This is a genomic window from Thalassospira sp. ABL2_045, assembly GCF_056161285.1.
Genome location: NZ_JBSWYV010000002.1, coordinates 168,534 through 183,405, shown reverse-complemented (window position 1 = coordinate 183,405; position 14,872 = coordinate 168,534). Strand labels below are relative to the sequence as shown.

The 14,872-nt window shown below is 55.7% G+C and carries 14 protein-coding genes and 1 tRNA gene; 8 read left to right on the top strand and 7 right to left on the bottom strand.

The genetic code is table 11. The features are described from left to right. Positions 1–7 precede the first annotated feature (7 nt). The 5 genes from ACXAIA_RS05000 to ACXAIA_RS04980 all read right to left on the bottom strand — a co-directional run bounded on the left by ACXAIA_RS05000 (position 8) and on the right by ACXAIA_RS04980 (position 7,143). Positions 8–868, bottom strand: coding sequence for an ABC transporter permease (locus ACXAIA_RS05000; protein WP_475348371.1), 861 nt, complete (start codon positions 866–868; stop codon positions 8–10). After that, a complete protein-coding gene (locus ACXAIA_RS04995; protein WP_475348370.1) occupies positions 868–1,821 on the bottom strand; it encodes an ABC transporter permease in 954 nt (317 codons plus the stop codon). Before ACXAIA_RS04995 ends, ACXAIA_RS05000 begins: the two co-directional genes overlap by 1 nt. A 298-nt stretch (positions 1,822–2,119) precedes the next feature. Continuing rightward, on the bottom strand, positions 2,120–3,691 hold the full coding sequence (locus tag ACXAIA_RS04990; protein ID WP_475348369.1) for a SpoVR family protein: 1,572 nt from the start codon (positions 3,689–3,691) through the stop codon (positions 2,120–2,122). Beyond that, positions 3,688–5,025 (bottom strand): YeaH/YhbH family protein, encoded by a 1,338-nt coding sequence (locus ACXAIA_RS04985; protein WP_475348368.1) that lies wholly within the window; start codon positions 5,023–5,025, stop codon positions 3,688–3,690. Before ACXAIA_RS04985 ends, ACXAIA_RS04990 begins: the two co-directional genes overlap by 4 nt. Positions 5,026–5,199: 174 nt before the next feature. Next, on the bottom strand, positions 5,200–7,143 hold the full coding sequence (locus ACXAIA_RS04980) for a PrkA family serine protein kinase (protein WP_475348367.1): 1,944 nt from the start codon (positions 7,141–7,143) through the stop codon (positions 5,200–5,202). Positions 7,144–7,757: 614 nt separating this feature from the next. Between ACXAIA_RS04980 and ACXAIA_RS04975 the strand changes: the two genes are divergently transcribed. Next, positions 7,758–8,102, top strand: a complete 345-nt coding sequence (locus tag ACXAIA_RS04975) for a rhodanese-like domain-containing protein (protein ID WP_475348366.1) — start codon at positions 7,758–7,760, stop codon at positions 8,100–8,102. A 74-nt stretch (positions 8,103–8,176) separates the two neighbouring features. Here the strand turns inward: ACXAIA_RS04975 and ACXAIA_RS04970 are convergent, their stop codons facing one another. After that, positions 8,177–8,779, bottom strand: a complete 603-nt coding sequence (locus ACXAIA_RS04970) for a TetR/AcrR family transcriptional regulator (protein ID WP_475348365.1) — start codon at positions 8,777–8,779, stop codon at positions 8,177–8,179. Positions 8,780–8,922: 143 nt separating this feature from the next. Here ACXAIA_RS04970 and ACXAIA_RS04965 point away from each other — a divergent pair, with 143 nt between their 5' ends. The 7 genes from ACXAIA_RS04965 to ACXAIA_RS04935 all read left to right on the top strand — a co-directional run bounded on the left by ACXAIA_RS04965 (position 8,923) and on the right by ACXAIA_RS04935 (position 14,725). Continuing rightward, positions 8,923–9,327, top strand: coding sequence for a RidA family protein (locus ACXAIA_RS04965; RefSeq protein ID WP_475348364.1), 405 nt, complete (start codon positions 8,923–8,925; stop codon positions 9,325–9,327). A gap of 134 nt (positions 9,328–9,461) precedes the next feature. Continuing rightward, positions 9,462–10,016, top strand: coding sequence for a helix-turn-helix domain-containing protein (locus ACXAIA_RS04960; RefSeq protein WP_475348363.1), 555 nt, complete (start codon positions 9,462–9,464; stop codon positions 10,014–10,016). Positions 10,017–10,031: 15 nt separating this feature from the next. After that, entirely contained in the window at positions 10,032–10,586 is a 555-nt protein-coding gene (locus ACXAIA_RS04955) for an N-acetyltransferase family protein (RefSeq protein WP_475348362.1), read from the top strand. A gap of 302 nt (positions 10,587–10,888) precedes the next feature. Continuing rightward, a complete protein-coding gene (locus tag ACXAIA_RS04950; RefSeq protein WP_475348361.1) occupies positions 10,889–11,878 on the top strand; it encodes a TRAP transporter substrate-binding protein in 990 nt (329 codons plus the stop codon). Positions 11,879–12,077: 199 nt separating this feature from the next. Next, positions 12,078–12,566, top strand: coding sequence for a TRAP transporter small permease (locus tag ACXAIA_RS04945; protein WP_475348360.1), 489 nt, complete (start codon positions 12,078–12,080; stop codon positions 12,564–12,566). Further along, the gene (locus ACXAIA_RS04940; RefSeq protein ID WP_475348359.1) at positions 12,563–13,834 is read left to right on the top strand and encodes a TRAP transporter large permease; all 1,272 of its coding nucleotides are present in this window, start codon (positions 12,563–12,565) and stop codon (positions 13,832–13,834) included. Before ACXAIA_RS04945 ends, ACXAIA_RS04940 begins: the two co-directional genes overlap by 4 nt. A 6-nt stretch (positions 13,835–13,840) precedes the next feature. Next, complete coding sequence (locus ACXAIA_RS04935) at positions 13,841–14,725, top strand: isocitrate lyase/PEP mutase family protein (protein WP_475348358.1); 885 nt, start codon at positions 13,841–13,843, stop codon at positions 14,723–14,725. 64 nt (positions 14,726–14,789) lie between these two features. On the opposite strand, the gene ACXAIA_RS04930 is transcribed toward ACXAIA_RS04935, so the two are convergent. Then, positions 14,790–14,866, bottom strand: a tRNA-Thr gene (locus tag ACXAIA_RS04930). Positions 14,867–14,872: the final 6 nt, after the last annotated feature.

The following is a 14,872-nucleotide window of genomic DNA, read 5'->3' as shown; positions in this document are numbered from 1 at the left end:
TGTCCATCTAGTGAAGGTAGTTGATCTGACGAAGCCGGAAACGGTCTCCCAACATGTCTCCGAGCAGATTGACCGCGACGACAAACGCCGCAATGGTCAGGCCCGGTGCAAGCACCAGGCGAGGGTGATCGCGCAGGTAATTGCGCGATTCAGCAATCATCAGGCCCCATTCCGGCGTGCCGGGTTCGACACCCAGTCCCAAAAAGCTCAATCCTGCAAAAGCCAGGATCGCCCAGGACATGGAATAGGCCGCAAGGGTGAGAAGCGGGCCGATGATGTTCGGAAAAATATGACGATGTGCGATGCGGTGGTGGCGGGCACCAAGGGCCTCGGCCGCCATGACATAGGGTTTGGTACGCTCGACAATTACCGCATTGCGTACCACCCGGGCATAGTCGGTCCAGTGCACGGTAATCAGCGCAATGATCACCGCCTGAAGACCAAGCCCCAATGTCCCGGCAATGATCATGCAAATGGCAAGGGCCGGGAAAACCGACATGCCTTCGCAAAACCGCATGATGGCCCGGTCCATAATGCCGCCCACCATCCCCGCAAGGGTTCCGATCAGGCTGCCGATTACGGATGCCGAAATGACAACCGCAAGGGCCGCGGCGGTGGTCAGGCGCGCGCCATACATCAGGCGCGATAAAACGCATCGCCCCAGCGCGTCGGTGCCAAGCGGATAATCAAAACTTGGCGGCTGAAGCCGGAACAGGAACTGTGTCTTGTAGGGATCATTGGGCGCAAAGAACGGCAGGATCAAAACCGCAAGGATCACCAGCGCCATCACCAGAACATAACCGCGAAACACGCGGCGTCCGGCATGAAACAGCTTCCCCCCGGTAAATGACATCCGTTCCATCTGCATCACACGATCTCCCGGGTGCGGGGATCGTAAAAGGCAATGCTCAGATCAACGATCAGATTGACCAGAATGTAACTGCCCGCAATCAACAGGAAGCAGGCCTGAATGGCCGGGTAATCGCGGTTCAATAGCGATTCCACCAGGAACCGGCCAAGCCCCGGCCAGGCAAACAGGGTTTCGACAATGATCATGCCATCAAAAATTCGCGCAAACTGCATGCCCGAAAAGGTCAGGATACCGGGCGCGGTATTGGGCACCGCGTGGCGCAGAACGGTGCGCAGGCGGCTTAACCCCTTGGCCTTGGCGGTGCGGATATAAGGTTTGGACAGTTCTTCAAGCAGGCTGCCCCGCACATAGCGCGACAGTACGCCTGCGATCGAGGTCGCAATCACCAATGTCGGCAGAACCGCATGCGCCCATGTGCCATGCCCGCCGGTCGGCAGCCAACCGAGTACAAGCGAAAACAAAAGAGCGAGAAGCAGCGAGTACCAGAAATTCGGGATCGACATGCCAATGACACTGATCATGCCGGCAATGCGATCAATTCGGCTGCCGGGATAGCGCGCACAGACGATACCAATCGGCACAGCAATGATCAGGGCAAGTGACATCGACAGCACGGCTAGCAAAAGCGATTGCCCCATACGGAGCGTGATATCGCTTATGATCGGCTCGTCGGTGATAAAGGATGTGCCAAGGTCCCCCTGCAAAAGCGCGAAAAGCCAACGCAGATATTGTTGGGGCAGGGGATCATTCAGACCGTTCTGATCGGCATAGCGCGCCACCTGATCGGCATCGGGCAGGGTGCCATCCATCTGCGCCATCAGAAGGATTTCGGCAAAGTCGCCGGGCATGAGCCGCAACAACGCAAAGCCGATCACCGAAACGATGAACAGCAAGATCAGGGCATGGGATATGCGTGCAGTCACGCGCGAAACCATAAAACGGTCTTTCATTCCGGTTTGGACCGGAAGGGGGTAGTTGCGATGTGTCATGACATTCGAAAGTAATAATCATTCCTATTTCATCAGTGCAACTGATTTTAGTTCTTAATTTCATAATAGAGGGCTCAGTATGAAATTTTCCCACCATGGCATGCTGAAGATTTATCTTAAGCACGCATTGGTTGTATTTTTGCGCGCAAAAGAGGGAGCGAACTGTGCAAAAGGGGTGGAATCGAGCCGGGATTCGCGCGCTGATTGCACGCTTGCCGCTAGGCCGTTCGTTATTGCCTGGATGCGATGGGGACGGTGATCAATTCCCGGCCAGGTCTTCGGGCTGGAAATTCATTTCATGCAGGATTTCGCCGCTTTCGTAATCGACGGCCTGCAATGTCACGCCATAGCCCCACAATTGCCCGATATAGCCCAGCGTCATTTCGGCTTCGGACTTTTCAAGGCGGATGCCTTCATGTTCGGTATGCTGGATATAAAGCTGACGGTTGCCACGGATATCGACATCAACCACCTGCATGTCCGGTTCGCGCACTGAAATGTCATGCATCCGGGCCAGGGACCGGCGCACCTTGCGATAGCCACTGTCATCATGGATGGCGGCAACTTCGAGATGCGGTGTCGTGCTGTGATCATTGATCATGAACATCCGCATGTCGCGCATCAGCTTTGGTGACAGGAACTGCAGGATGAAGCTTTCATCGCGGTAATGCGCCCAGGCTTCCTTAAGCGTTTTGACCGGTTCATTGTTACCCGCGATATCGGGGAACCATTTATGGTCTTCCTCGGTCGGGTCAACACAGATGCGGTGGATGTCCTGCATCATGGCAAAACCAAGCGCATAGGGGTTAAAGCCCGAATAGCGCTGATCATCATATTCGGCCTGAAACACCACGCGGGAATGGTAATCGATGAATTCCATCATAGCGCCTTCGGAAATCAGGCCCTTGTCATACAGGCTGTTCATGATGGCGTAATGCACATAGCACGCGCAGCCTTCATTCATCACCTTGGTCTGTTTCTGCGGATAGAAATACTGTCCGATATTGCGCACGATGCGCAAAATCTCGCGCTCCCACGCCTGAAGCGACGGGGCGTTCTTTTCGAGGAAATAAAGCAGGTTTTCTTCGGGCAGGCCAAACTGCGCGCGGCGTTCCTCGACCCGCATCTTGCGTTTGAGCTCGTCCATGTCCTGATCACCGGGGTCGGACTGGGGCAGGGTGCGCCACAGATCGTTATAGGTCTCGTCTTCATATTTGGCGCGTTCGCGCTCGCGCTCCAACTCGGCGGCAAGGTTGGGTTTTTCCGGCCGGGAATAGCGATTAACCCCCTGATCCATCAGGGCGTGCGCGGCATCAAGGATCCGCTCAACCGCATCAAAGCCATACCGGTCCTCGCATTTGGCGATATAGCGCTTGGCAAATTGCAGGTAATCAAGAATGCCGTCGGCATCGGTCCATTGCTTGAACAGGTAGTTGTTCTTGAAAAAGTGATTATGCCCGAACGCCGCATGTGCGATCACCAGCGCCTGCATGACGATGGTGTTTTCTTCCATCACATAGGAAATGCACGGGTTTGAGTTGATCACGATCTCATAGGCCAGCCCCTGATAGCCCTTGCGATACATAACATCGTCACGCACGAAGCGTTTGCCAAACGACCAGTGATGATACATCAGCGGCATGCCAATCGAGGAATAGGCATCCAGCATCTGCTCGGATGTGATCACCTCGACCTGATTGGGATAGACATCAAGCTTGAGCTCGTTGATTGCGATATCCTCAATCGCGTCATAGGTCGCTTTCAGCGTCTCGAAATCCCAGTCGGCACTGGTGAAAAGAAGTTTGTCGGCGGATTTGGTCTTGCTGCTCATAGCTTGGCCTCCGCACGGTTTTTGGCAAACAGTTCCCTGAAGACCGGGAAAATGTCGGCGGCCTTCGTCACCCGTTTCAGGGCGAATTGCGGATTGTCACGGGCAATCGGGGCATAAGCCTTCCAAAGGGCGGTTTCACCTTCGGCGGCGGCGAATATCTCTGCCTCGCGCTCATCGGTGATTTCGATATAGGCGTAATACTGGCATTTCGGCAAAAGGTCCTCGGCCAGTAGGGCGGTGCATTTCGCACCGTCGTTGGAATAGTTATCCCCGTCCGAAGCCTGGGCGGCATAGATGTTCCACTGATCAGTGGGGTAGCGATCCGCCAGCACCTTTTTCATTTCCTCGAGTGCCGTGGACACGATCGTGCCGCCGGTTTCGCGCGAATAGAAAAAGGTTTCCTCATCAACCTCGGCTGCGCGCGATGTATGGCGGATAAACACCACCTCGACATGCTCGTATTTGCGATGCAGGAAAAGATGCAAAAGCATGAAGAACCGCTTGGCCAGTTCCTTCATCTGCTCAGACATCGATCCCGACACGTCCATCAGACAGAACATCACCGCCTGTGTATTGGGATCGGGGATCTGCTGGAACTGGTTATAGCGGGTATCAATCGGATCAATGAACGGGATCGCCTTCATTCGCCGTTTGGCTTCCTCGAGATCGGCCAGCAGGGTATGAAGGGTTTCGTCATCGGCTTTGGTCAGTTTGCCATTCGGGCGTTTTTCCGCCTTGGCCTGCAGGGCGGATATCTTTTCTTCAAGTTCGCGCACCTCGGCGGTTTTCGGACGCCTGAGCCCGATCCGCCGTGCCAGTGAATTGCGCATGGTCCGCACAAGGCTCAGGTTCGATGGTGTGCCCTCAACCGAAAAGCCCGCCCGTGCCGTGCGAAAGGCGGTGGTCTGCTTGAGGCTTTTTTTCAAAAGGTCGGGCAGTTCCAGATCTTCAAAGAAGACATCCAGAAACTCGTCACGGGTCAGCGTGAACTGGAATTCATCTTCACCTTCACCGTCGGGGCTGGCTTGCGATCCGCCCGATCCATTATCGCCGCCTTGCGGGCGGGCAATGCGATCCCCCTGAACAAACTTCTTGTTGCCGGGCAGGACATAGTTGCGGTTGCCGCCGCGGCCTTGGTGATGGAAACCCGGTTCCTTCAACGTCTTGCCGGGAATGGTGATCTGATCGCCACTGGAAATATCGGTAATGCCGCGCGACCGGATGGTGTTTTCAACCGCCTTTTTGATCTGGGCCTTTGCGCGGCGCATGAAACGTTGCCGGTTGCCAAGACTTTTGCCGGTCGGGTTCTTGCGGCGATCCACAATATAAAGCATGGGCAGTCACATCCTTGCACGGTTCAAAAGCGCGTTGTGCAGGTCGCTTGCGCCTTGAATGCCCGCAGGATGTGACATTGGGTGATGGACCAAGGCCACATCCTGCGGCGAAGAAGTAACCGGGCGGACAAGGGACGATGCCGCCCGGTCGGGCCGGGAAAGACAGGGGGAAGCTTAACCGGCCTTGTTGACACGCATGTACCATTCGACCAGACGGCGGGTCTGACGTTCGGTATATTTGCGATCGATCATGCGTTTGACGAATTCGTTGTGTTTCTTCTCGGTCTCGCTGTCCTTTTTCGAGCCGAACGAAATCACCGGCAGCAGGTCCTCGACCTGACTGAACATGCGTTTTTCGATCACATCGCGCAGTTTCTCATAGGATGTCCATGCCGGGTTTTTGCCCTTGTTATTGGCACGCGCCCGCAGGGCAAACTTGACGACCTCGTTACGGAAATCCTTGGGATTGGCGATGCCCGCCGGTTTCTCGATTTTCGAAAGCTCCTGATCAATGATCTTGCGATCGAGAAGCTGACCGGTATCGGGATCCTTGAAGTCCTGATCCTCGATCCAGGCGTCGGCATAAGCGACATACCGATCAAACAGGTTCTGACCATAATCGGAATAGCTTTCGAGATAGGCCTTCTGGATTTCTGCCCCGATAAACTCGGCATAGCGCGGGGCCAGTTCGGACTTGATGAAGTCCATATAGGCCTTTTCGCGTTCTTCCGGGTACTGTTCGCGCCGGATGGCCTGTTCCATCACGTACATCAGATGCACCGGATCTGCGGCAACTTCGTGCGTGTCATGGTTAAAGGTTTCCGACAGAACCTTGAAGGCAAAGCGGGTTGAAATGCCATCCATGCCCTCATCAACACCGGCGGTGTCGCGGTATTCCTGCATGGATTTCGCCTTGGGATCGACATCCTTCAATGTCTCGCCGTCATAGACCCGCATCTTGGAATAAAGATTGGAGTTTTCATGTTCCTGCAGGCGTGACAGCACTGAAAACTGCGCCAGCATCTTGAGCGTGCCGGGGGCACAGGACCCGTGTTCAAGCTCGGAGCCCTGCAACAGCTTGTCGTAGATCATGGTTTCTTCTGTTACCCGCAGGCAATAGGGCACCTTGATCACGGAAATGCGGTCAATGAAGGCCTCGTTATTCTTGTTGGCCTTGAAGCTTTGCCACTCGGCCTCGTTCGAGTGGGCCAGAATCAGACCCTGGAACGGAATGGCGCCAAGGTTTTCCGTGCCGATATAGTTGCTTTCCTGTGTCGCGGTCAGCAACGGATGCAGCATCTTGATCGGCGCCTTAAACATCTCGACAAATTCAAGGAGCCCCTGGTTGGCACGGTTCAGACCGCCGGAATAGCTATAGGCATCCGGGTCGTTCTGGCTGAAATATTCAAGCTTGCGGATATCGACCTTACCAACAAGTGATGAGATATCCTGATTGTTCTCATCACCGGGTTCGGTTTTGGCAATTGCGATCTGACGCAGGCGCGACGGGATTAGCTTGACGACCGAAAACTTGGTCAGATCCCCGCCAAACTCATCCAGACGCTTGACCGCCCAGGGCGACATAAGCCCGGTCAGTCGACGTTTGGGAATGCCGTATTTGTCTTCAATCGCGTCGCCCATCTTGGCCGGGTTAAACAGACCAAGCGGGCTTTCAAAGACCGGGCTGATTTCATCGCCTGCCTTAAGGACATAAATCGGTTCACGTTCCATCAGCTCCTTGAGCCGTTCGGCAAGCGAACTTTTACCGCCGCCAACCGGCCCCAGCAGGTAAAGCACCTGTTTGCGTTCCTCAAGTCCTTGGGCTGCGTATTTGAAGAAGCCGACAATGCGCTCGATGGTTTCTTCCATGCCATAGAAATCGGCAAAGGCTGGATAACGTTTGATGGTCCGGTTCAGGAAAATGCGGCCTAGTCGGGAATCTGTCGAGGTGTCGATCAGTTCCGGTTCACCAATCGCAGTAATCATGCGTTCAGCGGCAGAGGCATAGGCAGTCGGGTCTTCGCGACACAGATTAAGGTAATCGCGGATGGTCAGTTCAGTTTCCTGCTTTCCGTCATAGCCTTCCGCATACAGCTCGAAGATATCCTTCTCAGCCATGGCGCGGTCTCCTTTCAAACGTTATCGCACTGTCAAACTTGTGTTTCCTGTTTCATTCCTGTTCTTGCGCAATGATGCGTTCTGTCTTTTACGGGGCGCGAAATGCCCGACCTTGTTTTGGCGACGTCGGCATGTCTCCTGCGATGGGACGTCGCCAGACGGTCATGCATTAACAAAAGGCGTTCACGATTAATCTCTGGCAGATCGTGCCAAACGTGTGAAAATTCGATTGTGCAGTTGCGGCCTGTATGCCGTTTTGCAGTCTTGATCAGACTCTTTTGGGTCCCGGTGCGGCGACCAATAAGCCGACATTGAATATGTCGGGGCAGGCTTCTGTCGAATGAAAATCAAAATGACCTTTGAGCCTGCCAAGGCAAATTGCCCTGTTCTTCAGACGTGGGAATAAGGAACTGATTTCGCAAGACGATGCTTAAGTCGAAGAGCCGAAAATTATGTGGTCCTGTTCACATCTAAGTGACCGCCAGTCCAGTGTTGGTGCCGCTTTTTGGTCAAAGGCCTCGACCAAAATTATTTTGCATTTGCGTAATAGGCGGGCCCGGCGCTATCACGGGCAAACAGGATCGGGCCCAAAACGGCACCAAAAGGACATCACTATGAGCGACGAAACCGTACAGTTTATCGAACCGCATGAACTTGATCGTCTGATCGGCGAAGAAGCCGTCACCGTCATTGATGTCCGCGAGGTCGAAGAATTCGCAACCGGCCATATCGAAACCGCGATCAATATCCCGACCTCGAACTTCGATATCCCGGCCCTTGTCGATCTCACCGATGAAAGTGACACCGATCTGGTCTTTGTCTGCTCGGTCGGTCAGCGCTCCTTTGGCGCCGCCAACGCCGTTCTGCAACATGTCGATTGCGCCGTCAGCAACCTCAAGGGCGGCATTCAAAGCTGGACCCGTGCCGGGTTTGATCTTGAAGGTGCCGAGGATGCCTGACCCGTCTTGATGACGGGGCAGGGACCGGAATGTGATCCCGGCACCTAAGCATTCAGCGCACAGTTAAGCGGACATCATTTGTCGGCAGGTGTCACCAACACACCCGCGGCAAGAATTTCAAACGCGGCGATTGCCTTGCGCAGTGTGTCTTGCGGATCGTCACTGGCTGCGACCCAAAGGGCGGCATTCATCGCAACACCATTTAGCAATCTCGCCAGGGCCTCGATATCGACCGGTTTGATGGCGCTCTGATCGGCCAGTTCCGTGAGCGTCTTGATCGTTGCCTGCAAGCAGCGGTTCTGACTGGGCCATTGCGAGGGATCCCCCAGAAAGGCTGGTCCATCTCGCAGCACGATCCGCTGGATTTCGGGATCAAGGGCCAGTTCGATATAGGTCCGGCCCTCCGCCATCAAGCCGTCCCAGCCACCCCCGGCAGCATCCCCGGTATCCTTGGCCTTTTGCGCCATGGCCGAATCTACCTCATCCACAACAGCCGCCAGCAAGCCGCGTTTGTCCCCGAAATTATGATACAGCGCGCCGCGCGTCAGGCCGGCTGTCGCGGTCAACTCATCCATCGAGGCATCCGCATAACCCTTCTCGGCAAAGGCCTTGCGACCTGCTGCGATCAGTTTGAGGCGGGTTTCTTCCATTTTTTCAGCGCGCGTCTTGGCAGCCATCAGGCACTCCGAATTTAACATACGCCGCGTATGTTAATTGACATACGTGATGTATGTGAATATATCTGTCTTCACATACGCAGCGTATCTGAATTGAGCTCAAAACACCACACCGCTGATTTTCCTCAAACAAGGAGGTCTTTATGGCCCTCGCAAACCAACCCGTCTTCCCGCCCAACCGACATGCGCTGTATGAGGCCCACGGCTATTCCCCGGCCATTCGATCCGGCGATCTGTTGTTTGTCTCAGGCCAGGTCGGCAGCCGCGAAGATGGCTCCCCCGAACCTGATTTCAAAAAGCAGGTCGAGCGTGCCTTTGATAATCTCAAGGCCGTGCTGAAGGCTGCCGATTGCAGCTTTGATGACATAGTTGACGTCACCACCTTCCACACCGACCCGGAAAACCAGTTCGATGACATCATGGCGGTGAAGGGGGCTGTCTTTGATCAGGCGCCTTATCCCAACTGGACAGCCGTTGGCGTCAATTGGCTGGCCGGCTTTGATTTCGAGATCAAGGTCGTTGCCCGTATCCCGGCAGGCAATGCCTGAGGCGGTACCCTTCGGGACATAATGCCTTGATTTAATGGGAACCGGCCTGTGCAGACTGCGGGGCCGGTTTTTCCATCTTGACGAATTCTCATAAAAGGGAAATTATCCCAAATAAGAGATTCGCGGAGTTTGTTATGGACGAAATAGAAACCCGATTGGCCCATCGCCTGGCCGATCTGCGTGCAGAACGCGGCTGGTCACTCGATGAACTCGCACAGAAAAGTGCAGTCAGTCGCGCCAGCCTGTCGCGCATCGAAAAGGGCGAAGTCAGCCCGACCGCAAGCGTGCTGGGCAAACTCTGTGTCGCCTTCGGCGTAACCCTGTCGCGTCTGATGCAGATGGTCGAAGACGACTTTGCCCCGCTGGTCGCACGCGATGATCAGGAAATCTGGACCGATCCGGATACCGGCTATCAAAGGCGGCTGGTCTCCCCGACATCAAAGCAGCTATCGGGCGAGGTGATCGAAGTCGAAATTGGTCCAGGTCAGCGCATTGAATATGACGGATCGCCGCGCGACGGGCTTGAACATCATCTGGTGATGCTCGAAGGCGCGCTTGCTATGAAAATAGATGGCCGAACCCATGACCTGCGGAAGGGCGATTGCCTGCGCTATCAATTGCGCGGTGGCAACGTTTTTCAGACACCACCGGATCAGGGGGCAAAGTACCACCTGTTTATCATCGACTAATCGAAAGAACCCCCCATGATGTCGAACCCGCAAACAAAACCCCATCCCGAAATCCTCACCCTTGATGCTGATGAACTCACAGCCCGTCTGGATCAGTTCGCCGAAATGCTTCATGCCTGCGTCCATGACGGGGCCAGCATCGGCTTTATTGATCCTTTCCCGCTAAGCGAGGCTGCCGCCTTCTGGCGTGGGAAAACCATCCCGGCGCTTAAGGGGGGAAAGCGCATCCTGTTTGCCGCCCTTGATGGGGACCGGGTGGTCGGAACAGTGCAGCTTGATTACGATACCATGCCCAATCAGGTCCATCGCGGTGATATCAGCAAACTGATGGTGCGCCCCGATTGCCGCCGGCGTGGCATTGCCAGATTGCTGATGCAAGCAGCAGAAACCCGTGCGCGCGAACTCGGCCGGACCCTTCTGACGCTCGATACCCGCACCGGCGACAGTGCCGAGGTGCTTTACACCGCACTTGGCTTCGAGACGACGGGCATCATCCCCGATTTCGCCCGCGATCCGGACTCAGAAAAGCTCAGTGCCACGACCGTGATGTATAAGCGCATCATCAGATAGTGGTTTGAAACCCTATACGATTCTCGGATTTGTATTCAGAACGGGTGTTCTGGCATGCCAGAATCGGTCTTTGACTGACTGTTGCTCAATTAAATTTAATTACTGCAGTGCCGTAATCATATCGGCGCTGGTATTCGCGATGTCTTTTTACCGTAGTGTTCGGCCTCTGTGTGCGCCGCATCAAGACATGCGGGATCAGGGTTTCGCCGTAGTCAAAACATGTTGAACCGCGCCGAAAAATGGGCGCATCCTTGCCGTCCTGACGCAAGAAACAGAATAAAAATTCTCGGAGGACGTCCATCATGAAGAAATTTGCCCTTGCTGCCGCATTGATGGCAGCTGTCGGATTTTCCGGCACCGTTCAGGCCGCAGACCTGACATTGCGTATTTCCCTGCAATTGCCGATGAAAAGCCACCTCGGTCAGAACCTTTTGATGTTCAAGAACGAGGTTGAGGAAAAGTCAAACGGCGATATCGAAGTCCAGATTTATGACTCAGCCCAGCTTTACAAGGACAAGGAAGTCCCGGCTGCTGTTGGCTCGGGTGCGATTGAAATGGGTGTGGCATCGCTGACCCGCTATGTCGGTGATATTCCGGCGGTCGATGTGTTCTATCAGCCGTTCCTGTTTGATACCGAGGAAAAGGTCCGCAAGGCGACCGCCAAGGATTCCCCGGTACGTGCGCCGCTTGATGCCGCGATTGCCGAAACCGGTGCGTCGGTTCTGTGGTGGCAGGCTTATGGTGGGGCCATCATGCTGTCCAAGGATGCACCACTGCATGGCCCGGAAGACATGGAAGGCAAAAAGGTCCGTGTCTTTGGCAAGACGCTGGGTGATTTCACGGTTTCTGCCGGCGGTGCGCCGACCCTGATTTCCGGTTCCGAACAATATATCGCCTATCAGCGCGGTACGGTTGATATCGGCATGACCGGTGTTTCGGGCGTTAAATCCCGTCAGCTTTGGGAAGTCATGGACAACATCACCGTGACCAACCATGCCGATGTCGAGTTCATTGTCGTGGTCAATACCGACTTCTGGAACGGTCTGACCGACGAACAGCGCAGCATCATCAACACCGCGGCCATGAATGCCGAGGCCGATGTGCGCAACCGCATGAGCGAGATCGAGGCAGCAGCCTATGCCGCATCCGAAGAAGCCGGCATGACGGTCTATAAACCGACCGAGGAAGAACTGACCAAATGGCGTTCGGTTGCACAGCCTGTCTATGACGCCTTCCTTGAAGATGCCGGTGATCTCGGCAAACAGGTCTTTGAGGCCGCTCAGAAGTTCTAAGTCCTTTGACGCTCGCCGGTCGGGTGCCATCTGCCATGCCAGCCATGATTGCGGATGGATGCCGACCGGACGTCGCTTGAAGCTGAACTGGGCTTCATCTGGGCTTGATCTGATTTGGTGTCATCACCGCGCAGGTTCCACTGGTTTTCATACTGTCGCGGTGATGGCTTCCCGTCTTCCAACATGCACTGTTTAAATCATGTTTGATCGATTAACGCTTATTCTTGCGTGGGTCGCGGCCATCTTGTTCGTACTGGCGGGCTGCATGCTGACCTACGAAGTGCTGGCACGCTATTTCTTCGTGCGACCGACCATCTGGGCGGCCGAACTTTCGCAGCTGTGCCTGATCTGGGGATCGCTTTTGGGCATGCCCTGGGCGCTGTCGGCGCGTCGCCATATTTCGGTGGATGCGGTGACCCGGCTTCTCGCCCCCAAGATCCAGCGCCTTGTCGAAATCATCGCCATGGCCTGCATTCTGGCCTTCTCAGTGATGGTGACCATCAAGGGCTGGGAGATTTTCTATGAAAGTTTCGAACGCGGGCGCACCAGCGGCACCATGCTTGATCTTCCGGCATGGATTGCCGAACTGCCGGTTGCCATCGGCTTTGCCCTGCTTGCCATTCAGGCGGTGATTGAAATCATCGGACTTGCGCGTGGCAAGGATATTCCGAAAGGGGCACACGAATGACGATTGTCCTGACCCTGGCGGCGATGTTTTCGCTGCTTTTGATGCGTGTGCCGGTCGCCTTTGCCCTTGGCGGGCTCGGGCTTGCGATGTTGTTGCTTGGAGGCTTTTCGCCGCTGATGGCCCCGCAGGCGGTTCTGTCCACGCTCGATGGCTTTATCCTGCTGGCCGTGCCGCTGTTCCTTTTGATGTCCAACATCCTGTTGCGCGCCGGTGTCGGCAATGACCTGTTTGCTGCGGTCAGTGCCTGGGTCGGCCATTGGCCGGGCGGGCTTGCGGTGGCGACCATCCTGTCATGTGGTGTGTTTGCCGCCATTTCCGGATCCTCGGTCGCAACCGCCGCGACCATTGGCACGGTGGCCATCCCGGAAATGATCAATCGTGGCTATAACAAGCGGTTCGTTTATGGCTTGCTGGCTGCAGGCGGCACGCTTGGGATTTTGATCCCGCCGTCGATCCCGATGATCATTTATGGCTTTGTCACCGAAGAGTCCGTGATCGCGCTGTTCCTGGCCGGGATTGGCCCCGGGATCGCGCTTTTGCTGTTCTTTATCATCTTTTCGATGATCTATGCCCGCATGGGCGGGCAGGAGCTGGAACCCAAAAAGGGCTGGGCGGAACGCAAGCGCGCCACCATCCGGGCCCTGCCGTCGGTCGTGCTGGCGGTTTTGATTATTTCCGGCATCTATTCCGGCGCCTTCACCCCGACCGAGGCCGCTGCCATCGGCTTTGCCGCAGCGCTTCTCATCACCGGCCCGATCATGCGGGTTCTGACATGGGACGCGCTGAAAAAAGCGGTGTTTGACAGTATGGCGACCACGGTTGCGATCATTCTGATCATTGCCGGAGCCAAGGTATTCGGCAAGGCGATCACGCTGTATCGCATCCCACAGGATATCTCGGTGATGATCACGCAAGGGGTTGATACCGAACTTGGCTTTATCCTGATCGTGACCGCCGTGCTTCTGGTGATGGGATTGGTGTTCGAAGCGCTTTCCATGGTGCTCATCATGACGCCGGTATTGTTGCCAGCGGCCCTTGCCCTCGGATTCGATCCGATCTGGTTTGGCGTCTATATGGTGATCATGGTCGAGTGTGCCCTGATCACGCCGCCTGTCGGGCTTAACCTCTATGTCATTCAGTCGGTCGCCAAGGCCCGGCTGGGTGAGGTGGCCCGGGGTGTCGCGCCGTTCCTGACCCTAATGTTTGTCTGTGCCGCGATTTTGTATCTGTGGCACGATCTCGCCCTTTATATTCCCTTCAAGCTGTAAAGACCGATGACCAAAGCAAAATCACCTGCCGATACCCTGCGTGCGCTGCTTGCCACGGGGGATCTGATTACCATGCCCTGCTGCTTTGATGCGCTTTCCGCCAAACTGATCGAGCAGGAGGGATTCGGCCTGACCTTCATGTCGGGCTTTGCCACCTCTGCCGCGCGCATTGGCGAACCTGATCTCGGCCTGATGTCCTATGGCGAGGTCCTGGATCAGGCCCGCAACATTACCGATGCGGTGTCCATCCCCGTGATCGGCGATGGCGATACCGGCTATGGCAACGCCATGAATGTCCGGCGCACCGTCACCGGCTTTGCCAAGGCGGGCTGTGCGGCTGTCATGATCGAGGATCAACTGGCCCCCAAACGCTGCGGCCATACCAAGGGCAAGGAAGTCGTTGGCCGTGACGAGGCCTTTGATCGCATCAAGGCCGCGGTCGATGCCCGCGAAGCCGGCGCAGATATCCTGATCCTGGCGCGCACCGATGCACGGCATCAACACGGGTTGTCCGAGGCAATTGACCGTGCGGCAAAGTTCAAGGAACTCGGTGCCGACATCCTGTTTGTCGAAGCCCCGAAATCGGTCGATGAAATGCGCAAACTGTGTGCCGAGCTTCCCGGCCCCAAGATGGCCAACATCGTCGAGGGCGGCGAAACCCCGGACCTCTCACCCGAAGAACTCAAGGAAATCGGTTATCAGATCGCGGCCTATCCGCTGTCTCTGATGGCAGCGGCGATGAAGGCCATGGTCGAATGCCTGCAAACCATGAAGCACGGCCAGCCGCGTGACGACAAACTGATGGGCTGGGCGGACCTGCGCCAACGCATCGGCTTTGACGACTATTACGAGCTGTCGGAACGCTATGCCTCGTCGCGCCGCGACGGGTAGGGCAGAGATTGCCAACCAACCAAAAGAAACCCCCGCAAGCCATGGGCTGCGGGGGTTTCTTTAATGGTGCCGGCAGAGAGACTCGAACTCCCAACCTTCTGATTACAAATCAGCTGCTCTACCAATTATAGCTATGCCGGCGTGAGC

What these genes read in the sequence shown, in the direction of transcription:
- ACXAIA_RS05000 (WP_475348371.1), bottom strand. Translation starts at nt 868, where the DNA reads ATGCAGATGGAACGGATGTCATTTACCGGGGGGAAGCTGTTTCATGCC.
- ACXAIA_RS04995 (WP_475348370.1), bottom strand. Translation starts at nt 1,821, where the DNA reads ATGAAAGACCGTTTTATGGTTTCGCGCGTGACTGCACGCATATCCCAT.
- ACXAIA_RS04990 (WP_475348369.1), bottom strand. Translation starts at nt 3,691, where the DNA reads ATGAGCAGCAAGACCAAATCCGCCGACAAACTTCTTTTCACCAGTGCC.
- ACXAIA_RS04985 (WP_475348368.1), bottom strand. Translation starts at nt 5,025, where the DNA reads ATGCTTTATATTGTGGATCGCCGCAAGAACCCGACCGGCAAAAGTCTT.
- ACXAIA_RS04980 (WP_475348367.1), bottom strand. Translation starts at nt 7,143, where the DNA reads ATGGCTGAGAAGGATATCTTCGAGCTGTATGCGGAAGGCTATGACGGA.
- ACXAIA_RS04975 (WP_475348366.1), top strand. Translation starts at nt 7,758, where the DNA reads ATGAGCGACGAAACCGTACAGTTTATCGAACCGCATGAACTTGATCGT.
- ACXAIA_RS04970 (WP_475348365.1), bottom strand. Translation starts at nt 8,779, where the DNA reads ATGGCTGCCAAGACGCGCGCTGAAAAAATGGAAGAAACCCGCCTCAAA.
- ACXAIA_RS04965 (WP_475348364.1), top strand. Translation starts at nt 8,923, where the DNA reads ATGGCCCTCGCAAACCAACCCGTCTTCCCGCCCAACCGACATGCGCTG.
- ACXAIA_RS04960 (WP_475348363.1), top strand. Translation starts at nt 9,462, where the DNA reads ATGGACGAAATAGAAACCCGATTGGCCCATCGCCTGGCCGATCTGCGT.
- ACXAIA_RS04955 (WP_475348362.1), top strand. Translation starts at nt 10,032, where the DNA reads ATGATGTCGAACCCGCAAACAAAACCCCATCCCGAAATCCTCACCCTT.
- ACXAIA_RS04950 (WP_475348361.1), top strand. Translation starts at nt 10,889, where the DNA reads ATGAAGAAATTTGCCCTTGCTGCCGCATTGATGGCAGCTGTCGGATTT.
- ACXAIA_RS04945 (WP_475348360.1), top strand. Translation starts at nt 12,078, where the DNA reads ATGTTTGATCGATTAACGCTTATTCTTGCGTGGGTCGCGGCCATCTTG.
- ACXAIA_RS04940 (WP_475348359.1), top strand. Translation starts at nt 12,563, where the DNA reads ATGACGATTGTCCTGACCCTGGCGGCGATGTTTTCGCTGCTTTTGATG.
- ACXAIA_RS04935 (WP_475348358.1), top strand. Translation starts at nt 13,841, where the DNA reads ATGACCAAAGCAAAATCACCTGCCGATACCCTGCGTGCGCTGCTTGCC.